Origin of the sequence: Methanoculleus chikugoensis (assembly GCF_900095385.1) — an archaeon.
Taxonomy (GTDB): Archaea; Halobacteriota; Methanomicrobia; order Methanomicrobiales; family Methanoculleaceae; genus Methanoculleus; species Methanoculleus chikugoensis_A.
Window position 1 is genome coordinate 1 of sequence record NZ_FMID01000067.1, and the last position, 17,095, is coordinate 17,095.

Annotated in this window: 17 protein-coding genes and 2 pseudogenes; 11 read left to right on the forward strand and 8 right to left on the reverse strand. The window is 56.1% G+C overall.

Annotated elements, in window-relative coordinates; genetic code table 11:
• Together L21_RS13970 and L21_RS13310 are read right to left on the reverse strand one after the other, a co-directional pair.
• Window positions 1-926: hypothetical protein (locus L21_RS13970; protein ID WP_143727320.1), on the reverse strand; the 926-nt coding region annotated here is incomplete at its 3' end.
• Window positions 923-2,074 (reverse strand): 4Fe-4S cluster-binding domain-containing protein, encoded by a 1,152-nt coding sequence (locus L21_RS13310; RefSeq protein ID WP_083609070.1) that lies wholly within the window; start codon window positions 2,072-2,074, stop codon window positions 923-925. The genes L21_RS13970 and L21_RS13310, both read right to left, overlap by 4 nt.
• A 298-nt stretch (window positions 2,075-2,372) precedes the next feature.
• Between L21_RS13310 and L21_RS13315 the strand changes: the two genes are divergently transcribed.
• The 3 genes and pseudogenes from L21_RS13315 to L21_RS14515 all read left to right on the forward strand — a co-directional run bounded on the left by L21_RS13315 (window position 2,373) and on the right by L21_RS14515 (window position 2,824).
• Window positions 2,373-2,606: a type II toxin-antitoxin system HicB family antitoxin gene (locus L21_RS13315; protein ID WP_074370936.1), complete on the forward strand. Its 234-nt coding sequence runs from the start codon at window positions 2,373-2,375 to the stop codon at window positions 2,604-2,606.
• Window positions 2,599-2,655, forward strand: a pseudogene (locus L21_RS14555) (hypothetical protein); the annotation flags it as partial. The gene L21_RS13315 and the pseudogene L21_RS14555, both read left to right, overlap by 8 nt.
• A gap of 79 nt (window positions 2,656-2,734) precedes the next feature.
• A complete protein-coding gene (locus L21_RS14515) occupies window positions 2,735-2,824 on the forward strand; it encodes a type II toxin-antitoxin system HicA family toxin (RefSeq protein ID WP_256713223.1) in 90 nt (29 codons plus the stop codon).
• A gap of 57 nt (window positions 2,825-2,881) precedes the next feature.
• Here the strand turns inward: L21_RS14515 and L21_RS13325 are convergent, their stop codons facing one another.
• On the reverse strand, window positions 2,882-3,112 hold the full coding sequence (locus L21_RS13325) for a type II toxin-antitoxin system HicA family toxin (protein WP_074370937.1): 231 nt from the start codon (window positions 3,110-3,112) through the stop codon (window positions 2,882-2,884).
• Window positions 3,099-3,413 (reverse strand): type II toxin-antitoxin system HicB family antitoxin, encoded by a 315-nt coding sequence (locus tag L21_RS13330; protein ID WP_256713224.1) that lies wholly within the window; start codon window positions 3,411-3,413, stop codon window positions 3,099-3,101. Before L21_RS13330 ends, L21_RS13325 begins: the two co-directional genes overlap by 14 nt.
• 331 nt (window positions 3,414-3,744) lie before the next feature.
• Between L21_RS13330 and L21_RS13335 the strand changes: the two genes are divergently transcribed.
• Entirely contained in the window at window positions 3,745-3,951 is a 207-nt protein-coding gene (locus L21_RS13335; RefSeq protein ID WP_178377738.1) for a hypothetical protein, read from the forward strand.
• Between the two features lie 448 nt (window positions 3,952-4,399).
• Entirely contained in the window at window positions 4,400-4,711 is a 312-nt protein-coding gene (locus L21_RS13975) for an antitoxin family protein (protein ID WP_143727321.1), read from the forward strand.
• Between the two features lie 82 nt (window positions 4,712-4,793).
• Here the strand turns inward: L21_RS13975 and L21_RS13340 are convergent, their stop codons facing one another.
• From L21_RS13340 to L21_RS13350, 3 genes are all read right to left on the reverse strand, one after another.
• Window positions 4,794-5,870 (reverse strand): virulence RhuM family protein, encoded by a 1,077-nt coding sequence (locus L21_RS13340; protein ID WP_074370947.1) that lies wholly within the window; start codon window positions 5,868-5,870, stop codon window positions 4,794-4,796.
• Window positions 5,871-6,326: 456 nt separating this feature from the next.
• A complete protein-coding gene (locus tag L21_RS13345; RefSeq protein ID WP_074370938.1) occupies window positions 6,327-6,776 on the reverse strand; it encodes an EVE domain-containing protein in 450 nt (149 codons plus the stop codon).
• A gap of 387 nt (window positions 6,777-7,163) precedes the next feature.
• On the reverse strand, window positions 7,164-8,432 hold the full coding sequence (locus L21_RS13350; protein WP_074370939.1) for a hypothetical protein: 1,269 nt from the start codon (window positions 8,430-8,432) through the stop codon (window positions 7,164-7,166).
• Between the two features lie 158 nt (window positions 8,433-8,590).
• Between L21_RS13350 and L21_RS13355 the strand changes: the two genes are divergently transcribed.
• From L21_RS13355 to L21_RS13385, 6 genes are all read left to right on the forward strand, one after another.
• Window positions 8,591-11,308 carry a site-specific DNA-methyltransferase gene (locus L21_RS13355; protein WP_074370940.1) on the forward strand — a complete coding sequence of 906 codons (2,718 nt, stop codon included), beginning with the start codon at window positions 8,591-8,593 and terminating at the stop codon, window positions 11,306-11,308.
• 3 nt (window positions 11,309-11,311) lie between these two features.
• A complete protein-coding gene (locus L21_RS13360) occupies window positions 11,312-14,125 on the forward strand; it encodes a BPTD_3080 family restriction endonuclease (protein ID WP_074370941.1) in 2,814 nt (937 codons plus the stop codon).
• 32 nt (window positions 14,126-14,157) lie between these two features.
• The gene (locus L21_RS13365; RefSeq protein WP_256713225.1) at window positions 14,158-14,409 is read left to right on the forward strand and encodes a hypothetical protein; all 252 of its coding nucleotides are present in this window, start codon (window positions 14,158-14,160) and stop codon (window positions 14,407-14,409) included.
• A 238-nt stretch (window positions 14,410-14,647) separates the two neighbouring features.
• Complete coding sequence (locus tag L21_RS13375; protein WP_074370943.1) at window positions 14,648-14,845, forward strand: hypothetical protein; 198 nt, start codon at window positions 14,648-14,650, stop codon at window positions 14,843-14,845.
• Window positions 14,830-15,165, forward strand: coding sequence for a type II toxin-antitoxin system PemK/MazF family toxin (locus tag L21_RS13380; protein ID WP_074370944.1), 336 nt, complete (start codon window positions 14,830-14,832; stop codon window positions 15,163-15,165). The genes L21_RS13375 and L21_RS13380 overlap by 16 nt, the downstream gene beginning before the upstream one ends.
• Window positions 15,166-15,300: 135 nt before the next feature.
• Window positions 15,301-16,239: an ADP-ribosylglycohydrolase family protein gene (locus tag L21_RS13385; protein WP_074370945.1), complete on the forward strand. Its 939-nt coding sequence runs from the start codon at window positions 15,301-15,303 to the stop codon at window positions 16,237-16,239.
• Window positions 16,240-16,414: 175 nt separating this feature from the next.
• Here the strand turns inward: L21_RS13385 and L21_RS14270 are convergent.
• A pseudogene (locus tag L21_RS14270) lies at window positions 16,415-17,095 on the reverse strand (hypothetical protein); the annotation flags it as partial.

A 17,095-nucleotide genomic window follows, 5' to 3' on the forward strand; every position in this document is an offset into this window, starting at 1 on the left:
GCACTCTCCCCGGTCTCATCTGCTACGAAATCGAATTTATCTTTAACATTAACGTTAAAGTTTCTTCCGGACTTCCTTATCTTACCCCCACCCCGTAAACCGATATGCACATTCCGATCTTCATTCTGCTTACTTTGGTACCCTTTTAAGTATATTTTATACCGTTTTTTCACTCTTAAATTATATATGCCACTTTTATTTGGAACAACTTTACCCACTGATTGTATAAAGACCAAAGGATAATCAGATATCTTCTGCTTACTGCTATTATCGCTAGAAGGAATATTTTCGATAACTTCAAACAGTTCCTCCAGCGAGGGGTCATCGGTTAGTATTTCATCGCTGATGGATACTCTTCGACCAACATGAACGAGTTTCGGATCACTTTCGCATGGGCAAGGGGTTTCGATACTATCGAGATCTATACCCATGACATCCTTTAACGCATCTAAAGAGTACGGAATAAATTCTGTAAAGAACTTATCCACAATTATCGGAATCACCCATTCGTCTGCGATCGACGTTTCTTTGCGTCTAATAACCTTTATTCGCCGGATAGGGCATGCAAAGTCAAACTGGCTTACAGTTCCATCCGGATTTTCTCTCTTTTGACAGTTTAAAACCCAGTAAATACCATCAAGTGTTTTATTATCATCGTTCAACGCCCCAATTTTACGCATCGCAGCGCTGGATATATATTTTGCAACGTACTGGACTTGCCCTAGCGCTCCAACAGGCAAAGAAACTACTTCAAGAAATCTCTCCTGCGTTTTCTTGTTACCAGGTCTGTGGAAGAAATGGACGACGCCTCCTGAACCCTCAAAAATTATCCTTTTGAATGGCTTTTCAGACATTTTTTTCAGGTTTCCGGTAAATTTATCACTCACAACCCCTCTTAGAGAGAAAGTTTCCGGTGCAACTATCATCCCGCCCGGACTTTTTTTTTAGGAACTAAGTGTCTTGGAATATCACCATAGGCATACCCCGTAGATGCTTTAAGTAAAGAGTCCCATTTCTCAATCACTTGGAATCTGTCGTATACCATCGTATGTTCTTTAGCAAACTCGTCAGAAACCTCCCTTCTCCACTTTACTGGCTGATAATCGAGATCGTATTCGATTAACGTGAAACGGAGAGGCAAATTTTCATCAATACTCGATATTTTATAATAGAAAGTTTCAACTTCCTCAAGGGAACTCATGTTTGAGCCAAAACTGGGATATACATCAATACCAGCATCGATTAAACGCCTGAAAGCACCGACAAGAAGATCATAGTCTACAATCTTTTCTCCGGTTACTTCCTCGAAATTTTCCTTGTTCAACCCATGGAAGCATGGATGTACACAGAAGTTGCTGAATTTACCAAGGTCTGTCAGAATTTCCGAAGAAATTAATGGATCTGCATTGTAAGGTTGAATTAAGGGAACGAGGTTGGTTTCTGTCCATATAAACACTTCCTTTCCAAGCCCTTGATTTTTAATATCCTGTAGCATCTCCAAAATCATTTCGGGAGCGAGAAAGGGTTCTCCACCTGTCACTCGCAGTATGTTTGTTTTTATACCATTGCTGGCATCATGGTCTCTCTGTTCGATAAATTTATTTACAATCGTTTTACTGGGAACTAACTCTTCTTTCACCTTCAATTCATTTCTTCGGTTCTGGCCACATTTGCCGTTGAAAGAACAGGTGCCGCAGTCATGCTTTAAGCATTCGCCTACATAACAGTGCCAGCAGTTCAGTGGACAGCGAGCGATGTGTACTGAAAGTAGCCGATTATAGTCTTCCCACGAGGAAATGCCTACTTTTCCAAGTTTATACTGCACGATGGTCGCGTAATCCATTAACGTATCTTTGTAGGGGTTAAGGGAATGTCCATAAAGTGAATTTAACTTTCGTCCTTTAGTCGCTTTAGCAGGTGTGAATAATCTAAAGAACGGTTGCAGGAACCCTGCTTCACTTGCAATTGAGGAAGTGCCAAAATCATAGATGATTCGGTATTCGTTTACACCATCCTGATTTGGCTTGGTTACTTCCTTATACTGCTTTCTTGTTTTTTCAAGCAAATTTACCATATTTTACCAGCCTCCCAGAGAGTAATCATCCTTTGAGGGAGTCTTAGTCAATTCAACATGAAATTTGGTGAGAACCCGCTATAGTACGACACCATCTTGAACTGCCCCTATGTCTTGGAGTATATAAATCCTCTTAGAGCGCTCTCATGCAGATCCGCTGATGCAGATAGGCAACGGTTCCCACGGAATCTATACATTACGAGCGGGCTTTCCACCTGTAGGATGATGCCCGCACAGATGTCCTTTGCACATCATCGAGTGGTCGAGTAGTGTACGTCGCGCGCAGGGATGCAGTGCGATGAAGCGCCTGCGCTACCGCATCCTCCACCGAAGAGAGCCAGAAGGCGGGTATACCATCACCGTGCCGAGCCTTCGCGGGTGCGTCACCTATGGGGAGACTATTGACGAGGCAATAACGATGGCACGGGAGGCTATCGAGCTCTACATTGAACATCTCCAGGAGAAGGGCGAGGAGATTCCCACCGAGGAAGGGCTCCTGGAATACACCCTCACCGTCGAGACACATGCCTGAACTTCCGGCGTTCACGGCGCAGAAAGTTATCAAGATCCTGGAGAAGAAGGGGTTCGTGCTGGACCGGGTGAAGGGGAGCCACCCACATCTTCTATCAGCCGGAGACGAAGCGCTGGGCCGTCGTCCCGGTGCACGGCCGGGACCTCCCGACCGGTACACTCCTGGAGATCCTCAAGCAGGCCGGGATAGAGCGGGAGGAGATTGAGGATCTTTTGTAAAACGTCAGTCTCACGGGGAGGCTCAGCGCGCCCTGCGGCCAGCCGAGAAGGCCCCTCTCAAAGATAGCGGGCAAAATCCGCTGGATCGATCTTTGCCAGTTTCAGGACGTTGCGGAGCGTACCGATCTTCAGCTCGTTGTGCAACGGGACGACCGTCCCCACCTTACCGTTTGGGGTCTCCTTTGAAAGGCGAACATGGCTCCCGGATTGCCCGCTTACGACGAATCCATACTGTTTTAAGAGTATCTTTATCACTGCCTCGCCTGAGGTGGGTTTAAGCCCGGGCACCTTCGGCCACCTCGAACGTCGTGATGATCGGCCGCCTCCCGTCTTCCAGCGGGAATTCTTCTAAGTACAACTCCGTGGCCTCTTTGAGATTGGCCACCGCCTCTTCAACCGTCCTGCCCTGGCTGACGGTGCCGACCTCCGGGCACTCCGCGACGTACATATCCTCGTCCTTGTAAAGCACGGCCGTGAACGTCCTCATGATTTCACCGATAGAATAGCATCTCTCTTTGTCGTGATAATACTTGACCAACAAATCCTGGTCGGCCATCTCGGCCGTTATAAGTCTCTTGAATCCTGCCACATTGCAGCTGACGGCGGGCAGCACCTCTACTATGACTGCCTCAAAAAGGCGAGGGGGCCAGCAAGGGCGCGACCGTTCCCCGGGGTTTCTCAACCACCGGCTCTTCGACCGGGTTAGGGGCGAACTCGGTTGCTGTGATATCTGCGGGACGGGGAAGGCGGTTTATCGGTCGCGGGAGGCGCGGGCGAATATCTGCGAAGGGTGTTACGCGAGGCTGGTGCGGGAATGGAATAGGGGGGAGGGGGTGGGGTGAGCAACTGGCGCGAGCACCCCGCTCGGGTTCACCCTGACGATGCGGATGGATACGCTGAGCGTGAGTCATCTTCGGAAGATGGATCTGAGTGACCGGCAGATCCTTGCGGTGGAGCGGATAAAGGTCGAGGGGAGTATCACGCGCAGTGCCTATCAATCACTCACCGGTGTCTCGGAAGCGACGGCCCTGAGGGATCTCAAGGCTCTGGTTGACCGCGGTATCCTTGAGCAGGTGGGCACGTCGAAGAAGAAGACACAGTATGTCCTGCGGAAGGAGTCACTGTGAAGGGTGGATATTTCCAGAGCGTTTCAGCGAAACAGGGGCTGATCCAGGCCGAGAGCCGGGTAGATGCTCAACCGGCCGTGGATAAAATGAGGGATAAATGAGGGATAAATGAGGGATAAATGAGGGATAAATGAGGGATAAATGAGGGATAAATGAGGGATAAATGAGGGATAAGAAGAACCAATCGAGGATGAGCGCCGGGCTGAGTGTTTCGGCGCCGGGGGCGACTCGTCCTGCTCCACGGGGGAGGTGCCCGGTCTCTGGGCCTGGCGAGGAGCACTTCTCCACCGAGAAGATGGGGGTGGGCGCCGCACATCCCTTGCGGAGGGGGGCTTCTCGCTCATGCCGCCGTCGAGCCCTGCAGGGGCGATCCGGTGCAGGCGCACCCGCAATCATTATTATTTCACGAAGACCATGATGGTCATCGAATTCAGAGGTGGTTTTCCGGATGACAAAGACGCTGAAAGTTCTCTTTGATGGAACGGTCTTCCGGCCTTCCGGGCCTGTCGACCTTGAGGCAGGGAAGAAATATACTATTACCATACAACTCTCCCCGGAGAACTCCGACGCAACCGCCGATCCGGCCTTCGATATAGCGTCGCTTGCCGTAGACACCCATATCAGCGACCTCGCAGCGGAGCACGATCACTACCTATATGGAACGCCGAAGCGGGATACTCATGGGCACGGATCAAGTACCCATCAAGTACCAGAAAACCAGCAGATATCGGGATATGCAGATCGTCGGCAGTATTGCTGACATTAATTTCCGGGAGCAGGCACACTGAATACAACCCATCAAGTATCCCTCCCGCCTGGTGCCGCCCACCACGGGATATATTTCATTTCAGGTCTCCAGTAGTCTCATTCTTTTCGTTATTCCGATCCTCCTTTTCGACCGGGGCGACCTCCTTTAGCATCCGATCGAAATCGCTCTCAAACAGTCTGTCCTGAACAACCCGGTACTTCTCAAACTCACTCTCTGCGAACTCTTTTGCCATCTCTTTTGTGACCTTTCCACGGTCTTCGAGCAGTTTGCGATCATCGAACTCAAGGAACCGGTCGAGCCGTTTTGCCCAATCCTCCATAGTCATCGGTATCCTTCTTCTGGCACGTTCTTCGGCAAGGTCAAGCCAGGCGTTAACGATTCGTCCGAGCGATTCAAGTTCTGTTGCGTTCAGATAGTTTTTCGCAACCGATACGTCGGTTTTGAGTATCTTCCCGTCAGGGGCTTTTTCCCAGGTGCTAAGGCCCATATGCTCTTTTTTGCTATCGGCACGCGCCATTATCAGCTCGGCTGCAGTATACCCATGTATCGCGAAGTGCAATTTGTTCTGAACGTTTGCAAAAAACTCGCGCGTTGTTGGTGCGTTCCTGTTGTAGTCGAGGCTTGTAGCGTATATATCGGTGATCTTCTGGTAGAACCGCCTCTCACTCAGCCGTATCTCCCGGATCTCGGCCAGCAAACGCTCGAAGTAGTCTTCTCCAAGGAACGTACCGTTCTCCATTCGCTTTTTATCGAGTACATATCCTTTGATAGCAAATTCTGTTAACACCCGAGTTGCCCACTGGCGGAACTGGGTGGCTCTTCGGGAATTGACGCGGTATCCAACCGAGATTATGGTATCCAGGTTGTAGTAGTCAAGAGTCCGTGAGACTTCTCGATCGCCCTCAGTTTGAACTATTAGGAATTTCCTAATAGTTGCCTCGCGGGTCAATTCGCCGCTCTCATAGATATTTTTCAGGTGCTCATTTATTGTCGGAACCGTCACATCGAAGAGCGCCGCCATCATCTTCTGGCTTAGCCAGATGGTTTCGTCCTCATACCTGACCTCGATTGAGTCTTCGCCGGCCGCCGAGGTGAATATCAAAAATTCAACCGTGCTGTTCCGTATCAGTTTCTTCTCATCTCCGCTCATATCTCTGTCCCTACCCATACGATATTGTGGAGACCCTGCCGAACGCCGGGTTTTCTCTTCTGTGATCCCCGGATCTTCTATAGCGGTTCATGATGCACTCCTCGTTCATATCCGTCAGGATGGCAGAAACATCTTCTCCTAACGGCCCGGCCGCCACACGGTGGGGGATGGATGTTCGGAGCCGGGACGATCTGTTCAAAGTCGAGCTCCGAACATCTGGATACACTCTCCCCGGGCTAAAGCCCGGGAAATACCTGGTTAATTGACCGGACGTGCACCGCCGGGGTCGGCGGTGTAGCGGTTCCGATCCCCGCAAGCGTAGAGTCGGCACACCCTGCTTTACAGGCATATTAGACTCTCCCGGGCATAAAGAATAGCCGTGCAGAGTGAAAGTGAACGAATATAGGGTGCAATTCATCCCCGGCCTTCAGGCCAGGGTTTTCACCCGGGCATGGTTCAGGCCTCCGCCCCGGCCCGCCGGAGGATGAGCCGGTAGTCTTCCCCCGGGATCTCGCGCATGGCGACGCGGAGGTGGCCGGACCACATCGTCTTGTTCGTGATGAATCTGAGATCCCCGATCAGGGGTTTGAACTCGAGCGGCTCCGCGAATACCGCTACCGGCCGGACCTTCATCCGGTAGGGGAAGACCTCGTCGCCCATATGCGGCGGGGTGACGAAGAGGCGGGAGGGGTCTTCGTAGGGTTCGGCGACAACCTCGTAGGCGCCGGTTATGGCAGAGGGGAGGATGGTATCGCCCTCCAACTCCCGCCTGACATAGACGAGGATGGTGTCGCCGGGTTTCACCCCGTGCATGAGGGTTTTGTTTCGGCGGGGGACTCCCCAGATGTGCTTTGTATCGAGGATCCTGGCGTTCTCGCGGTTGGAGGAGGCGATCCAGTGGGTCATAGTAAGAGATTCAGGTGTCCATATAAAAAGCCTTTTGAAGTCTAATGGCTCCCCAATTCTCGTTCATATCCATCAGGGCGGCAGAAACGCCCTCTGCTATCGGCCCGGCCACCACCCGATGGGGGATGAAATGTTCGGAGCTGGGACAATTTGTTCGAAGTCGAGCTCCGAACATTTGGTTGCGAGGTCCGAACATTTGCCGGGGAACTCCGAACATTTGGATACATTACGTGGAGCAAGAGAGCGGTGCCGCACCATCCAGCGGGGGCTCGCCCACAAGTTCTGAGGAGCGGTTGCGCTATGGGGCGGGCGGTGAGACGTCCTGCTCATCCGGGATGGTGCTGGCCTCTGTCGATGGCGACATCCCGGCACTCTCCTAATATCGCATTACTCTAGAAGAAGATCCGAAGGGCCTGGTTCCCCTGATATATACCTCGTCCCTGATATATCCGACAGAGGCAGTTCGAGGAAACTCCGGAAGAGTTCTTCCATTCTTGAGATTATCGCACTTCTCTTTGTATCGAGATACGATTTATCCGGGTGCTTTTCGTTGAGGCGCATGCCCCCCAACCGGGTCCGCGTGATTACCCCGTTACTCATAAGTTCTTCTATGAGATCGTTGCAGGTGTACTGATCCCCATGAATGCTCGATGTCAGGACAGTGCTCCGAATATCCTCAATGAACCGCAGTTTCTCCGACAGTTCATCGACCTGTCTCCGGATTCTTGAGAACTCCTGCGAACCCCAGATGATCTCTGAGATATCGAGGTCTATAGCAGCCCGTATCGCATCACCGATGCTCCGGTGAACAAGGTACCCTCTCCGGGTAGAGTCTTTGTTTTCGCCCGTGTTAAGCAGCAACTGGTCGACAGGATACACCGGGAAATTCTCGGAACTGAGGTCTGATAGGTACCTTACAAGCGATGCGTTATTAGAAAGGCTATCCTGAAACGTAGATGAGAACCGTAAGGAGGCGTCCCTGCTCTTCACCGGGGCGGCAGTGGAGGTGCAGAACGATTCGACCTCAGCATATGTCGGGGTAAGCCAGAGTAGATCGAACCGAAGGTTCTGCCCCAGATCATAGAGTCGTTCTAACCTCCTGCTGCCAAGTAGGAACGTAAAAAAATCCGCCACGGTGACAAGCCCTGGCTTCGGGATCTGCCCCGTCGGTTCGTTCTCTTCGGCAAATAGTTCTTCGATGCGGGAGAGGTTGATCCCCTTGACTGCCAGTATCTTGTTATCCGCCTCTAGAGGAATATCCAGGCCGGTTTCTTTTCTGCTAACTCCATATTCATTTTCTTTCGCCGACCTGTAGCGCATCGGATTTACGGAGACCTCGCAGAACGGGGCATCGCTCACCATATCACGAAGGTTACGGTAGGTAAACGACGCTCCTGGCCTGATTCGCTTCTGGATAGCGTTCATCACCGAAAGGACGTTCCGTTCTGAGGTGGGGAAGAAATACCTCCCAAAATTTTCTCCCGCTTCGTCACGCGTCTCATTTATCCCGGGAACGTTCCTGAGCAGAACGTAGGCCCTCAGGAAGCAGTCGAGTTCGTCCTTGTAGGCTGAATAGACCTCGTGATAATTCCCCGGGACGATGCTGATATCAGCACCGTTCCTCACGGCGAGATCCCTCGTCTCCCTTTCATCCATGCTACGCAATCCCGTCCCAGAGTATATCAACCATTCGATACCGGTTCTCCTTCCCCCGGGCATCGGAGACAACTCCTTTCGGGAAACCGGCCGGTGTAGCCGGAGGATAATTTCATAACGTTTAACAGGTTTAAAACGAGAATCGCACATGCGATCCTATGGCACGGCGAAAGGAGAAACCCAACCAGAAGAAGATCGAGCAATACGACCACAAGGGGACCTGCCGGCTGAACAACCCACCGGCGGGCCTGGTCAGTGCGGAGACGGAGCAGGACTACGACACAAAGACCTACTCCTACGACCCGCACCTCGACCCGCAGCTTGTCTGGGCGGGGAAGGCCGAGCGCACCTCCTTTGAAGTCCCGACGGTCTCCCTCCACGTCCACGAACGGATCGACCCGCGGACGATCATCAGGGCGGCGAAGGCCGGCAACGGCGACCACCGGCAGGCATCGCTCTTTGAGTTCTCGATCGAGAACCCGCCGCTCCGGGAGGCGGTGGAGTTCTACCGCCACAAGCACAACTGGAGTAACCGCCTCGTCGCCGGCGACTCCCTGCTCGTCATGAACTCCCTTCTGGAGAAGGAGGGGATGGCCGGGAAGGTGCAGATGATCTACTTCGACCCGCCGTATGGGATCAAGTACGGCTCGAACTTCCAGCCCTTCGTAAATAAGCGGGATGTAAAGGACAGGAAGGACGAGGACCTCACGAGCGAGCCCGAGATGCTCAGGGCCTTCCGGGACACCTGGGAGCTCGGGATACACTCGTATCTCGCGTATCTCCGCGACCGGTTGCTGCTCGCCCGGGACCTCCTGACCGAGAGCGGGAGCGTCTTCGTGCAGATCTCGGACGAGAACGTGCATCATGTGCGGGAGATCATGGATGAGGTGTTTGGGAAGGGGAATTTCTTAGGCATCATTGCGTTTCTCAAAACAACTGGTTTCTCGTCAAGAACGTTATCCTCCGTTGCTGATTACATCGTCTGGTATGCAAAAGATAATTCAAAAGTGAAATATCATCAGATCCATTTAGATAAAAGTGCAGGGAGTTCAGGGGCGACGAAATATCGGCCAAACAAGTCGTATAAATCCATTCCAGACGGTTTATATGATGGAGATAGATTAGTCACAGTAGACCAAATGACCTCTCAAGGTGCCAGTAGTGAGGCCATTCAGGCCTTCATGTTCAGAGGGAAAAAATGGAATCCCCCTCCAGGTATGCATTGGAAAACAACTGTCGAGGGAATAAACCGATTGATAAAATCTGGACGGATAGTAGTTGAGGGGCGCTCTGTCCGTTATGTTCGTTTCCTTGACGATTTCCCGGTATACCCCATTACAAACATATGGACCGACATTGGGGGCATCCAAAACCGTTCTGAAGGGAAAATATACGTGGTCCAGACAGCGGATTCCGCTGTTGCCCGTTGCCTCCTCATGACCACCGACCCCGGCGACCTCGTCCTCGACCCCACCTGCGGCTCCGGGACCACCGCCTACGTCGCCGAGAAGTGGGGCCGGCGGTGGATCACTTGCGACACCTCCCGCGTCGCCGTCACTCTCGCCAAGCAGCGGCTCATGACCGCCGCCTTCGACTACTACGACCTCGCCCACCCCGAAGAGGGCGTCGGGAGCGGGTTTGTCTATAAGGCAGTTCCGCACATCACCCTCAAATCCATCGCGAACAACCCCGAGATCGACGTCATCCACGAGAAGCACCGGCCGAAGGTCGAGGCCGCCCTCGCCGCTCTCAACGCCGCCGCGAAGACCTCCTACGAGGAGTGGGAAGTCCCCTTCGACCCCGACCCCGCCTGGCCGGAAGCGGCAGAGAAAGCCCACAAAAAGTTCCTCTCCGCCCGGCAGAAGCGGCAGACCGAGATCGACGCGAGCATCCAGAAGAACGCCCCCCAGGAGACCCTCTACGATCAGCCCCAGATCGATAAGGCGAAAGTCCGTGTCACCGGCCCCTTCACCGTCGAGGCCGTCCCCGCCCCCACCGTCGAACCGCTCACCGGCGACACCCCCACACCCCTCCCGGCTGACGGCTCCGCCGCCCGCACCGGCGAATCCCTCCGGCAGGACGAATGGCGGACCCAGCTCCTCGCCACCGGCATCCGCGGCAGGAGCGGTCAGCGGATCGCCTTCGCCCGGCTCGAACCCCTCGGCGGCACCCGGTGGCTCCACGCCCACGGCGAGACCAGAGACGAATCCTCGAAACCGATCGCGATCTCCTTTGGCCCCGAACACGCCGCTCTCGACGCCCGGCAGGTCGAGATGGCGCTCAAAGAGGCACAGCGCCTCATCCCCCGCCCCGAGATCCTTGTCTTCGCCGCCTTCCAGTTCGACCCCGAAGCCGCAAAAGACATCGACGAGACCAACTGGCCCGGCGTCACCCTCCTCAAAGTCCAGATGAACACCGACCTCCAGACCGACGACCTCAAGAAGAAGCGCTCCAGCGACGAGAGTTTCTGGCTCATCGGCCAGCCCGACGTCACCTTAAACCTGATCACCGAAGGACCTGAAGCCGGCACGATCCTCCTCTCCGTCAACGGCTTCGACTACTACGACACCCGCAACGGCACAGTCGACGGCGGCGGCCCCGACAAGATCGCCATGTGGATGCTCGACACCGACTACGACGGCCGCAGCCTCTTCCCCCGACAGGTCTTCTTCCCCATGGCCGGGAAAGACGACGGCTGGGCAAAACTCAAGAAGAGCCTCAAGGCCGAACTCGACGAGGAGAAGATCGAGGCCTACCGCGGCACCGTCTCCCTTCCCTTCAAACCCGGCAAAAAGCGGCGCATCGCCGTCAAGATCATCGACGACCGGGGCATCGAGTCCATCGTCGAGCGGGAACTGGACGTGCCGGAGGCATAACCCATGCCGCAGAAGACCATCGACCGCCTCATCGTCACCTCGCCCTACGCCGAACCCGCCTGCCACTGGCACTACGACCGGACCACCCGCACCTTCGACCTCGCCGAAGGCCGGCGGAAAGCGGGCTACATCGTCGCCACGCAGGGATCCAGCGCCTTCGATGATCCCGGCGTCTTCTACGAGATCCTCCTCGTCAACCGGATCCGGCCCCGCGTCAGGGCCTGGCGGGAGGCCGGCTACCCCGGCGTCACCGGCATCACCCGCCGCCTCCTCGAGTACTGGCGGGATCAGGAGCGGGGAGGCATGCCCTTCTTCTTCTGCCAGCTCGAGGCCATCGAGACGCTCATCTGGCTCACCGAGGCGCCAGCCGCCGAAAAGACCGGGATCGATATCGAGGGCGACGGCGGCGAGTTTCTCCGCTACTGCTGCAAGATGGCGACCGGCACCGGCAAGACCGTCGTCATGGCCATGCTCATCGCCTGGCAGGTCCTCAACAAGACAGCCTATCCCAACGACCCCCGTTACTCCAGAAACGTCCTCGTCATCGCCCCCGGCCTCACTGTCAAAAGCCGCCTCTCCGTCCTCGTCCCCTCCTCCGAGGGCAACTACTACGATGCCTTCGCCATCGTCCCGCCCGGCCTTGCAGAGAGCCTCAGGCAGGGAAAGGTCCTCGTCCAGAACTGGCACGCGCTCGCCTGGGAGAGTGCAGAACAGATCCAGAAGAGGAAGAGCGTCGACAAACGCGGTCCAAAGAGCGACGAAGCCTATGTCCGTGAAGTCCTCGGGGACCTGGCCCGGCACAACAACCTCATCGTCATCAACGACGAGGCCCACCATGCCTGGCGGGTCCCGGCCGAGTCGAAGGTCAAAGGGGTCGCAAAAGACGAGATCGATCAGGCCACCGTCTGGGTTCAGGGCCTCGACCGCATCCACCAGGCAAGAAACATCCTCTCCTGCTTCGACTTCACCGCCACGCCCTTCGCCCCGAGCGGCAAGAGGAGCGACGAAGAAGCCCTTTTCACCTGGATCGTCAGCGACTTCTCCTTAAACGACGCCATCGAGTCGGGCCTCGTCAAGACTCCCCGTGTCGTCATCCGCGACGACGCCAGCCCGCGGCCCGACGACTACCGGTCCCGGTTCTATCACCTCTACACGGATCCTGAGGTCTACGACGACCTCACCCGCAAAGGCGCCGAAGAGTCCGAACCTCTCCCCGATCTCCTCAACACCGCCTACTACTTCCTCGGCCTTGACTGGCAGGAGAAGAAGAAGGAATGGGTTGCAGCCGGCTACCGGACCCCGCCGGTCATGATCACCGTCGCGAACACCACCGAGACCGCCGCGAGAATCGCCTACGCTTTCACCCACAGAAAGATCCGCATCGATGACCTCTGCGACAGCGGCAGAATCCTCCACATCGACTCAAAAGTGCTCAAAGAGGCCGAGGTCCTGGACGAATCCCTGGAAGTCCCGACGGATGACGACGAAGAGGAGAGCCGGCCGCTCACCAAAAAAGAGAGAGCCCTCCTCCTCCGGCAGCAGGTCGACACCGTCGGGAAGTATGGTGAGGCGGGCGAGAAGATCCAGAACGTCATCTCGGTCGGCATGCTTTCCGAGGGGTGGGACGCCCGGACGGTCACGCACATCATGGGCCTCCGGGCCTTCTCCAGCCAGCTCCTCTGCGAACAGGTCATCGGCCGGGGGTTGCGGCGCACCAGTTACGATGTCGATGAGGAGACCGGCCTCTTCTCCCCGGAATACGTCAACATCTTCGGTATCCCCTTCACCTTCCTCCCCCACGAGGGGGGAGACGACGCCCCGCCGAGACCGGAGAAGCCCAAAACCCGGATCGAGTCGCTCCCTTCTCGCGGGAAGTACGAGATCACCTGGCCAAACGTCCTCCGGGTCGAGCACACCTACCGGCCCCGGCTCGCCCTCGATATCGAGACCGCCAAGCCCCTCGTCCTCGACGCCGCAGAAACCCCGCAGATCGCCGAACTCGCCCCGGTCATCGACGGCAAACCCGCCGTCGATCAGGTCACCACCATCGACCTTGAGGAACTTGGCCGGATCCGACTCCAACGGATCGTCTTTGAGACGGCGCGCGACCTCCTCGACCAGATGCGCCCGGAATGGCGGGGCAGCGCCGCCAACCTCGTCGGGCAACTGGTCGGCATCGTCGACCGGTTCCTCCGCTCGGATAAGATCCGGTTCGCGCCCCTCATCTTCAGCACCGACGACACGCGCCGGCGGGTCATGCTCATCCTCAACATGAACAAGGTCGTCCAGCACATCTACGAGCAGATCCGCGAGACAAACACCGAAACTATCGAGCCAGTCCTCGACCCCGGCCGCCCCATCCGCTCGACCGCCGATATGCCGGTCTGGTACACTACCAAACCCTGCGGGGAGACCGCAAAATCGCAGATCAACTTCTGCGTCTACGACAGCACCTGGGAAGCCTCCGAGGCTTTTGCCCTCGACCGGAACCCCGCGGTGCAGGCATGGGCCAAGAACGATCACCTCGGGTTTGAGATATTCTATCTCTTTGAAGGCATCGTGCGAAGATACCGCCCGGACTTCCTCATCAGGCTTGAGAACGGCGAATGCCTGGTGCTGGAGACGAAAGGCAAAGACAGCCAGCAGAACCGGACGAAACGGGCCGCCCTTGCGGAATGGGTCCGGGCCGTCAACGGTCACGGCGGTTTCGGCGTCTGGCACTCCGACGTCTCGTTCGACACGGCCGATATCGATGGGATCATTGCGAAATATGCCGGGAAGAAGCCTGCCAGTCAGGTAGAGGGTTTGACCGTATGACCGGGCGTCACAACCGGATTGAGAGGACCAGCATGAGTCCTATCTTTCCAGCACACATGCCGGATTCATCCCTCGTTCAACTGTCTTTCCGCCGCGACCGGATCGTCGCTCTGGTCGAAATCCTCCCTGCGCTGAACAAAGTGCTCGCCAGGGCTCTCCCGCCGGGGGAGCGGTCATGGCTGGAGGCGGCGTGCGAGGAGGCCGACCGGGAGATCGACCGGATCGTGTATGAGCTGTATGGGCTCACAGAGGAGGAGATCGCGGTTGTGGAGGGGGCGGGGTGAGGCCGCTTAACAAACTCTTCCTCGAAGATCTCTTCGGAAGGAGAGTCGACCTCGTCGACCGCGATGCCATAAAGCCGGCTCTCGCACCGCATATCCTCCGGAATGTTCGGTATCTTCCGGGAGCCCCCCACTCAATTTCTTCAGTGTCAGGGGGTAGATCGCCCCGGCAAACCTTCTTCAGACAGAGATATGTAGATTGAAGCACCAGAGGATCCTGTACTGCAGAGGTGAAACATCTATGAGCCAGGTAAAAGAGGAGATCATCAACGAGCTCGAAGACCTCCCGCCCCGGACCTATGGCGAGGTGCTCGATTTCATCCGCTCCCTCAAAGCCCGACGCCGGAAGGCCGTTCCGGACACCGCCCTTGCAAGCGAACCCGTGCTCCGGAAAGATTGGCTCCGGCCCGAGGAGGATGAGGCGTGGAGCGACCTGTAAAGGGAGATGTCGTCGTTGTACCGTTCCCTTTCTCGGACCTCTCAACGGTGAAGCGGCGGCCGGCTCTTGTCGTTGCGACTCCCGGTGGGGACGATGTTATTCTCTGTCAGATCACGAGCCAGCAGATCCGGGATCGCTACGCCGTCGGTATCACCGACACGGATTTTTCGGAGGGGGCGCTCCGCAAACCCAGCAGTATCCGGCCAAACCGACTCTTTTCCGCCAGTACCAACCTGATTCTCTACCGGGCCGGCCATCTCAGTGACCCGGCCGTCACATCGGTCGTCGATCGGATCATCGAGATCCTGCAGGCGACGTAACCTCCTGTTCCGTCCTTCTACCGGGGACCTCCCGCCGGAAGAGCGCTCAAGGCTGGAGGAGACCCTCCTCGTTCTTGACCGGGACGTTCCACCCCGGATCACAACCCCTTTCCCCCCGGACGCCCAACGCCCCCCATGGACCCCCTCGACCGTTATCGCGGCTGCCTCCTCGGCCTCGCAGCAGGCGACGCCCTCGGCACGACGCTTGAGTTCAGACCGCCCGGGACGTTCGCGCCGATAACCGGCATGGTCGGCGGCGGGCCGTTCGACCTCGAGCCCGGCGAGTGGACCGACGACACCTCCCTCGCCCTCTGCCTCGCCGAGAGCCTCATCGAGAAGCGGGGGTTCGACCCCGTCGACCAGCTGGAGCGCTACGTGCGCTGGTTCAGGGAAGGCCACCTGAGCTCGAACGGACGCTGCTTTGATATCGGGACGACGACCCGAAAGGCCCTCCAGCGCTTCATCCTCTCCCGCGAGCCCTATCCGGGGCTGACCGACGAGCGCTCCGCAGGGAACGGCTCCCTGATGCGCCTTGCGCCGGTGCCCCTCTTCTACGCCGCCGACCCGGCCAGGGGCATCGAGGCCTTCGGCAAGAGTTCCCGCACCACCCACGCCCACCCCCTGGCCGTCGACGCCTGCCGGTACTTCGGGGGGCTGATCCTCGGGGCCCTCGCCGGTGCCCCGAAGGAGGAACTCCTCTCGGCGCGGTACGCCCCCCTCGTTGGGTACTGGCAGGACCACCCTCTCTCCGGCGAGGTCGACCGCGTCGCCTCCGGCTCCTACCTCGAGCGGGAACCTCCGGAGATCCGGGGCGGCGGGTACGTCGTCGATGCCCTGGAGGCGGCGCTCTGGGCGTTCTCCCGGAGCGGGACCTTCGAAGAAGGCTGTCTCCTCGCGGTGAACCTGGGCGATGACGCCGACACCACCGGCGCCATCTACGGACAACTCGCGGGGGCATACTATGGGGCCGCAGCGATCCCTCAACCGTGGCTCGCATGCCTCGCCCGGCGTGACCTCATCGAGTCATATGCCCGGGGACTCATGCGACATGGCACCGGGTCCCCGGGGCAGTGAGGAGAGAAAGAGGGTACGCGGGTGAACCTTCCCAGCCAGCACGCTCTTAGAGGGCCTCAAACAGGCTGGGAATGAGTGGAAGGAGATCGAGGATCTTTAATGCTGGTTTTAATATTCTCCCCCGGTAAAAGGAACAACATGGCGGGCAGATCATCGCGTGGGAAGAAATCGAATCTTAATCGTCCTTCTTATGAGAACGCGTCTGATACGAAGCGCAAAGCCCCTTAAGTATGCAATTCTCGCATAATGGAGAATTAGGCCTACACCATGCCTCACCAATTTCCCAACACACCGAGTCAAATATACCAGGATACTCTGGATAGAGTTCCCTTGCCAAATTAATTATATCATTTCTTGTCGCATCTTTCGGCACAAAGCCAATTCTCTTGAATACTCGTTCAATATGAACATCGACAGAGATGTCAATAGCGCTTTTGTCAATGAGATCTATTTTGAATTCTCGGACCAGTATATTTGCTGCCATAGTGGATATTTTCTGGCCAACACCGTAAAACTCCGAAAATCTCTTAATAACATCAGCACTTGTGGGATCATCTCTTTTCCAAATTAATGATGCATCATCGTGATAGTCTAAATGTATCTTCTCCACCGCTTTAAAGTGACAATAAGCCATTTGACTTGGCATCCTATGCAGGGAGTGTTGAATAAAAATCCTCTTCGTCGTGCTGAGATCTAATGATAAGTATTTTTGGAATTCAGTACCGCCAATGATTTCAGAAATTCGATAAGGGATCATCCAAGCTCGCCAAGCTTTGATCTGCCTATCCATTATGCAACCAAGGACAAAGAAATGTGGAAACTCTTCGATACAGTTGAGGAGTGCATCAGCCCTAGG

Bases quoted from the DNA above. Each gene is read 5' to 3' on its own strand.
- L21_RS13310 (WP_083609070.1), bottom strand. From the start codon at position 2,074: ATGGTAAATTTGCTTGAAAAAACAAGAAAGCAGTATAAGGAAGTAACC.
- L21_RS13315 (WP_074370936.1), top strand. From the start codon at position 2,373: ATGAAGCGCCTGCGCTACCGCATCCTCCACCGAAGAGAGCCAGAAGGC.
- L21_RS13335 (WP_178377738.1), top strand. From the start codon at position 3,745: ATGGATCTGAGTGACCGGCAGATCCTTGCGGTGGAGCGGATAAAGGTC.
- L21_RS13975 (WP_143727321.1), top strand. From the start codon at position 4,400: ATGACAAAGACGCTGAAAGTTCTCTTTGATGGAACGGTCTTCCGGCCT.
- L21_RS13340 (WP_074370947.1), bottom strand. From the start codon at position 5,870: ATGAGCGGAGATGAGAAGAAACTGATACGGAACAGCACGGTTGAATTT.
- L21_RS13345 (WP_074370938.1), bottom strand. From the start codon at position 6,776: ATGACCCACTGGATCGCCTCCTCCAACCGCGAGAACGCCAGGATCCTC.
- L21_RS13350 (WP_074370939.1), bottom strand. From the start codon at position 8,432: ATGGATGAAAGGGAGACGAGGGATCTCGCCGTGAGGAACGGTGCTGAT.
- L21_RS13355 (WP_074370940.1), top strand. From the start codon at position 8,591: ATGGCACGGCGAAAGGAGAAACCCAACCAGAAGAAGATCGAGCAATAC.
- L21_RS13360 (WP_074370941.1), top strand. From the start codon at position 11,312: ATGCCGCAGAAGACCATCGACCGCCTCATCGTCACCTCGCCCTACGCC.
- L21_RS13365 (WP_256713225.1), top strand. From the start codon at position 14,158: ATGAGTCCTATCTTTCCAGCACACATGCCGGATTCATCCCTCGTTCAA.
- L21_RS13375 (WP_074370943.1), top strand. From the start codon at position 14,648: ATGAGCCAGGTAAAAGAGGAGATCATCAACGAGCTCGAAGACCTCCCG.
- L21_RS13385 (WP_074370945.1), top strand. From the start codon at position 15,301: ATGGACCCCCTCGACCGTTATCGCGGCTGCCTCCTCGGCCTCGCAGCA.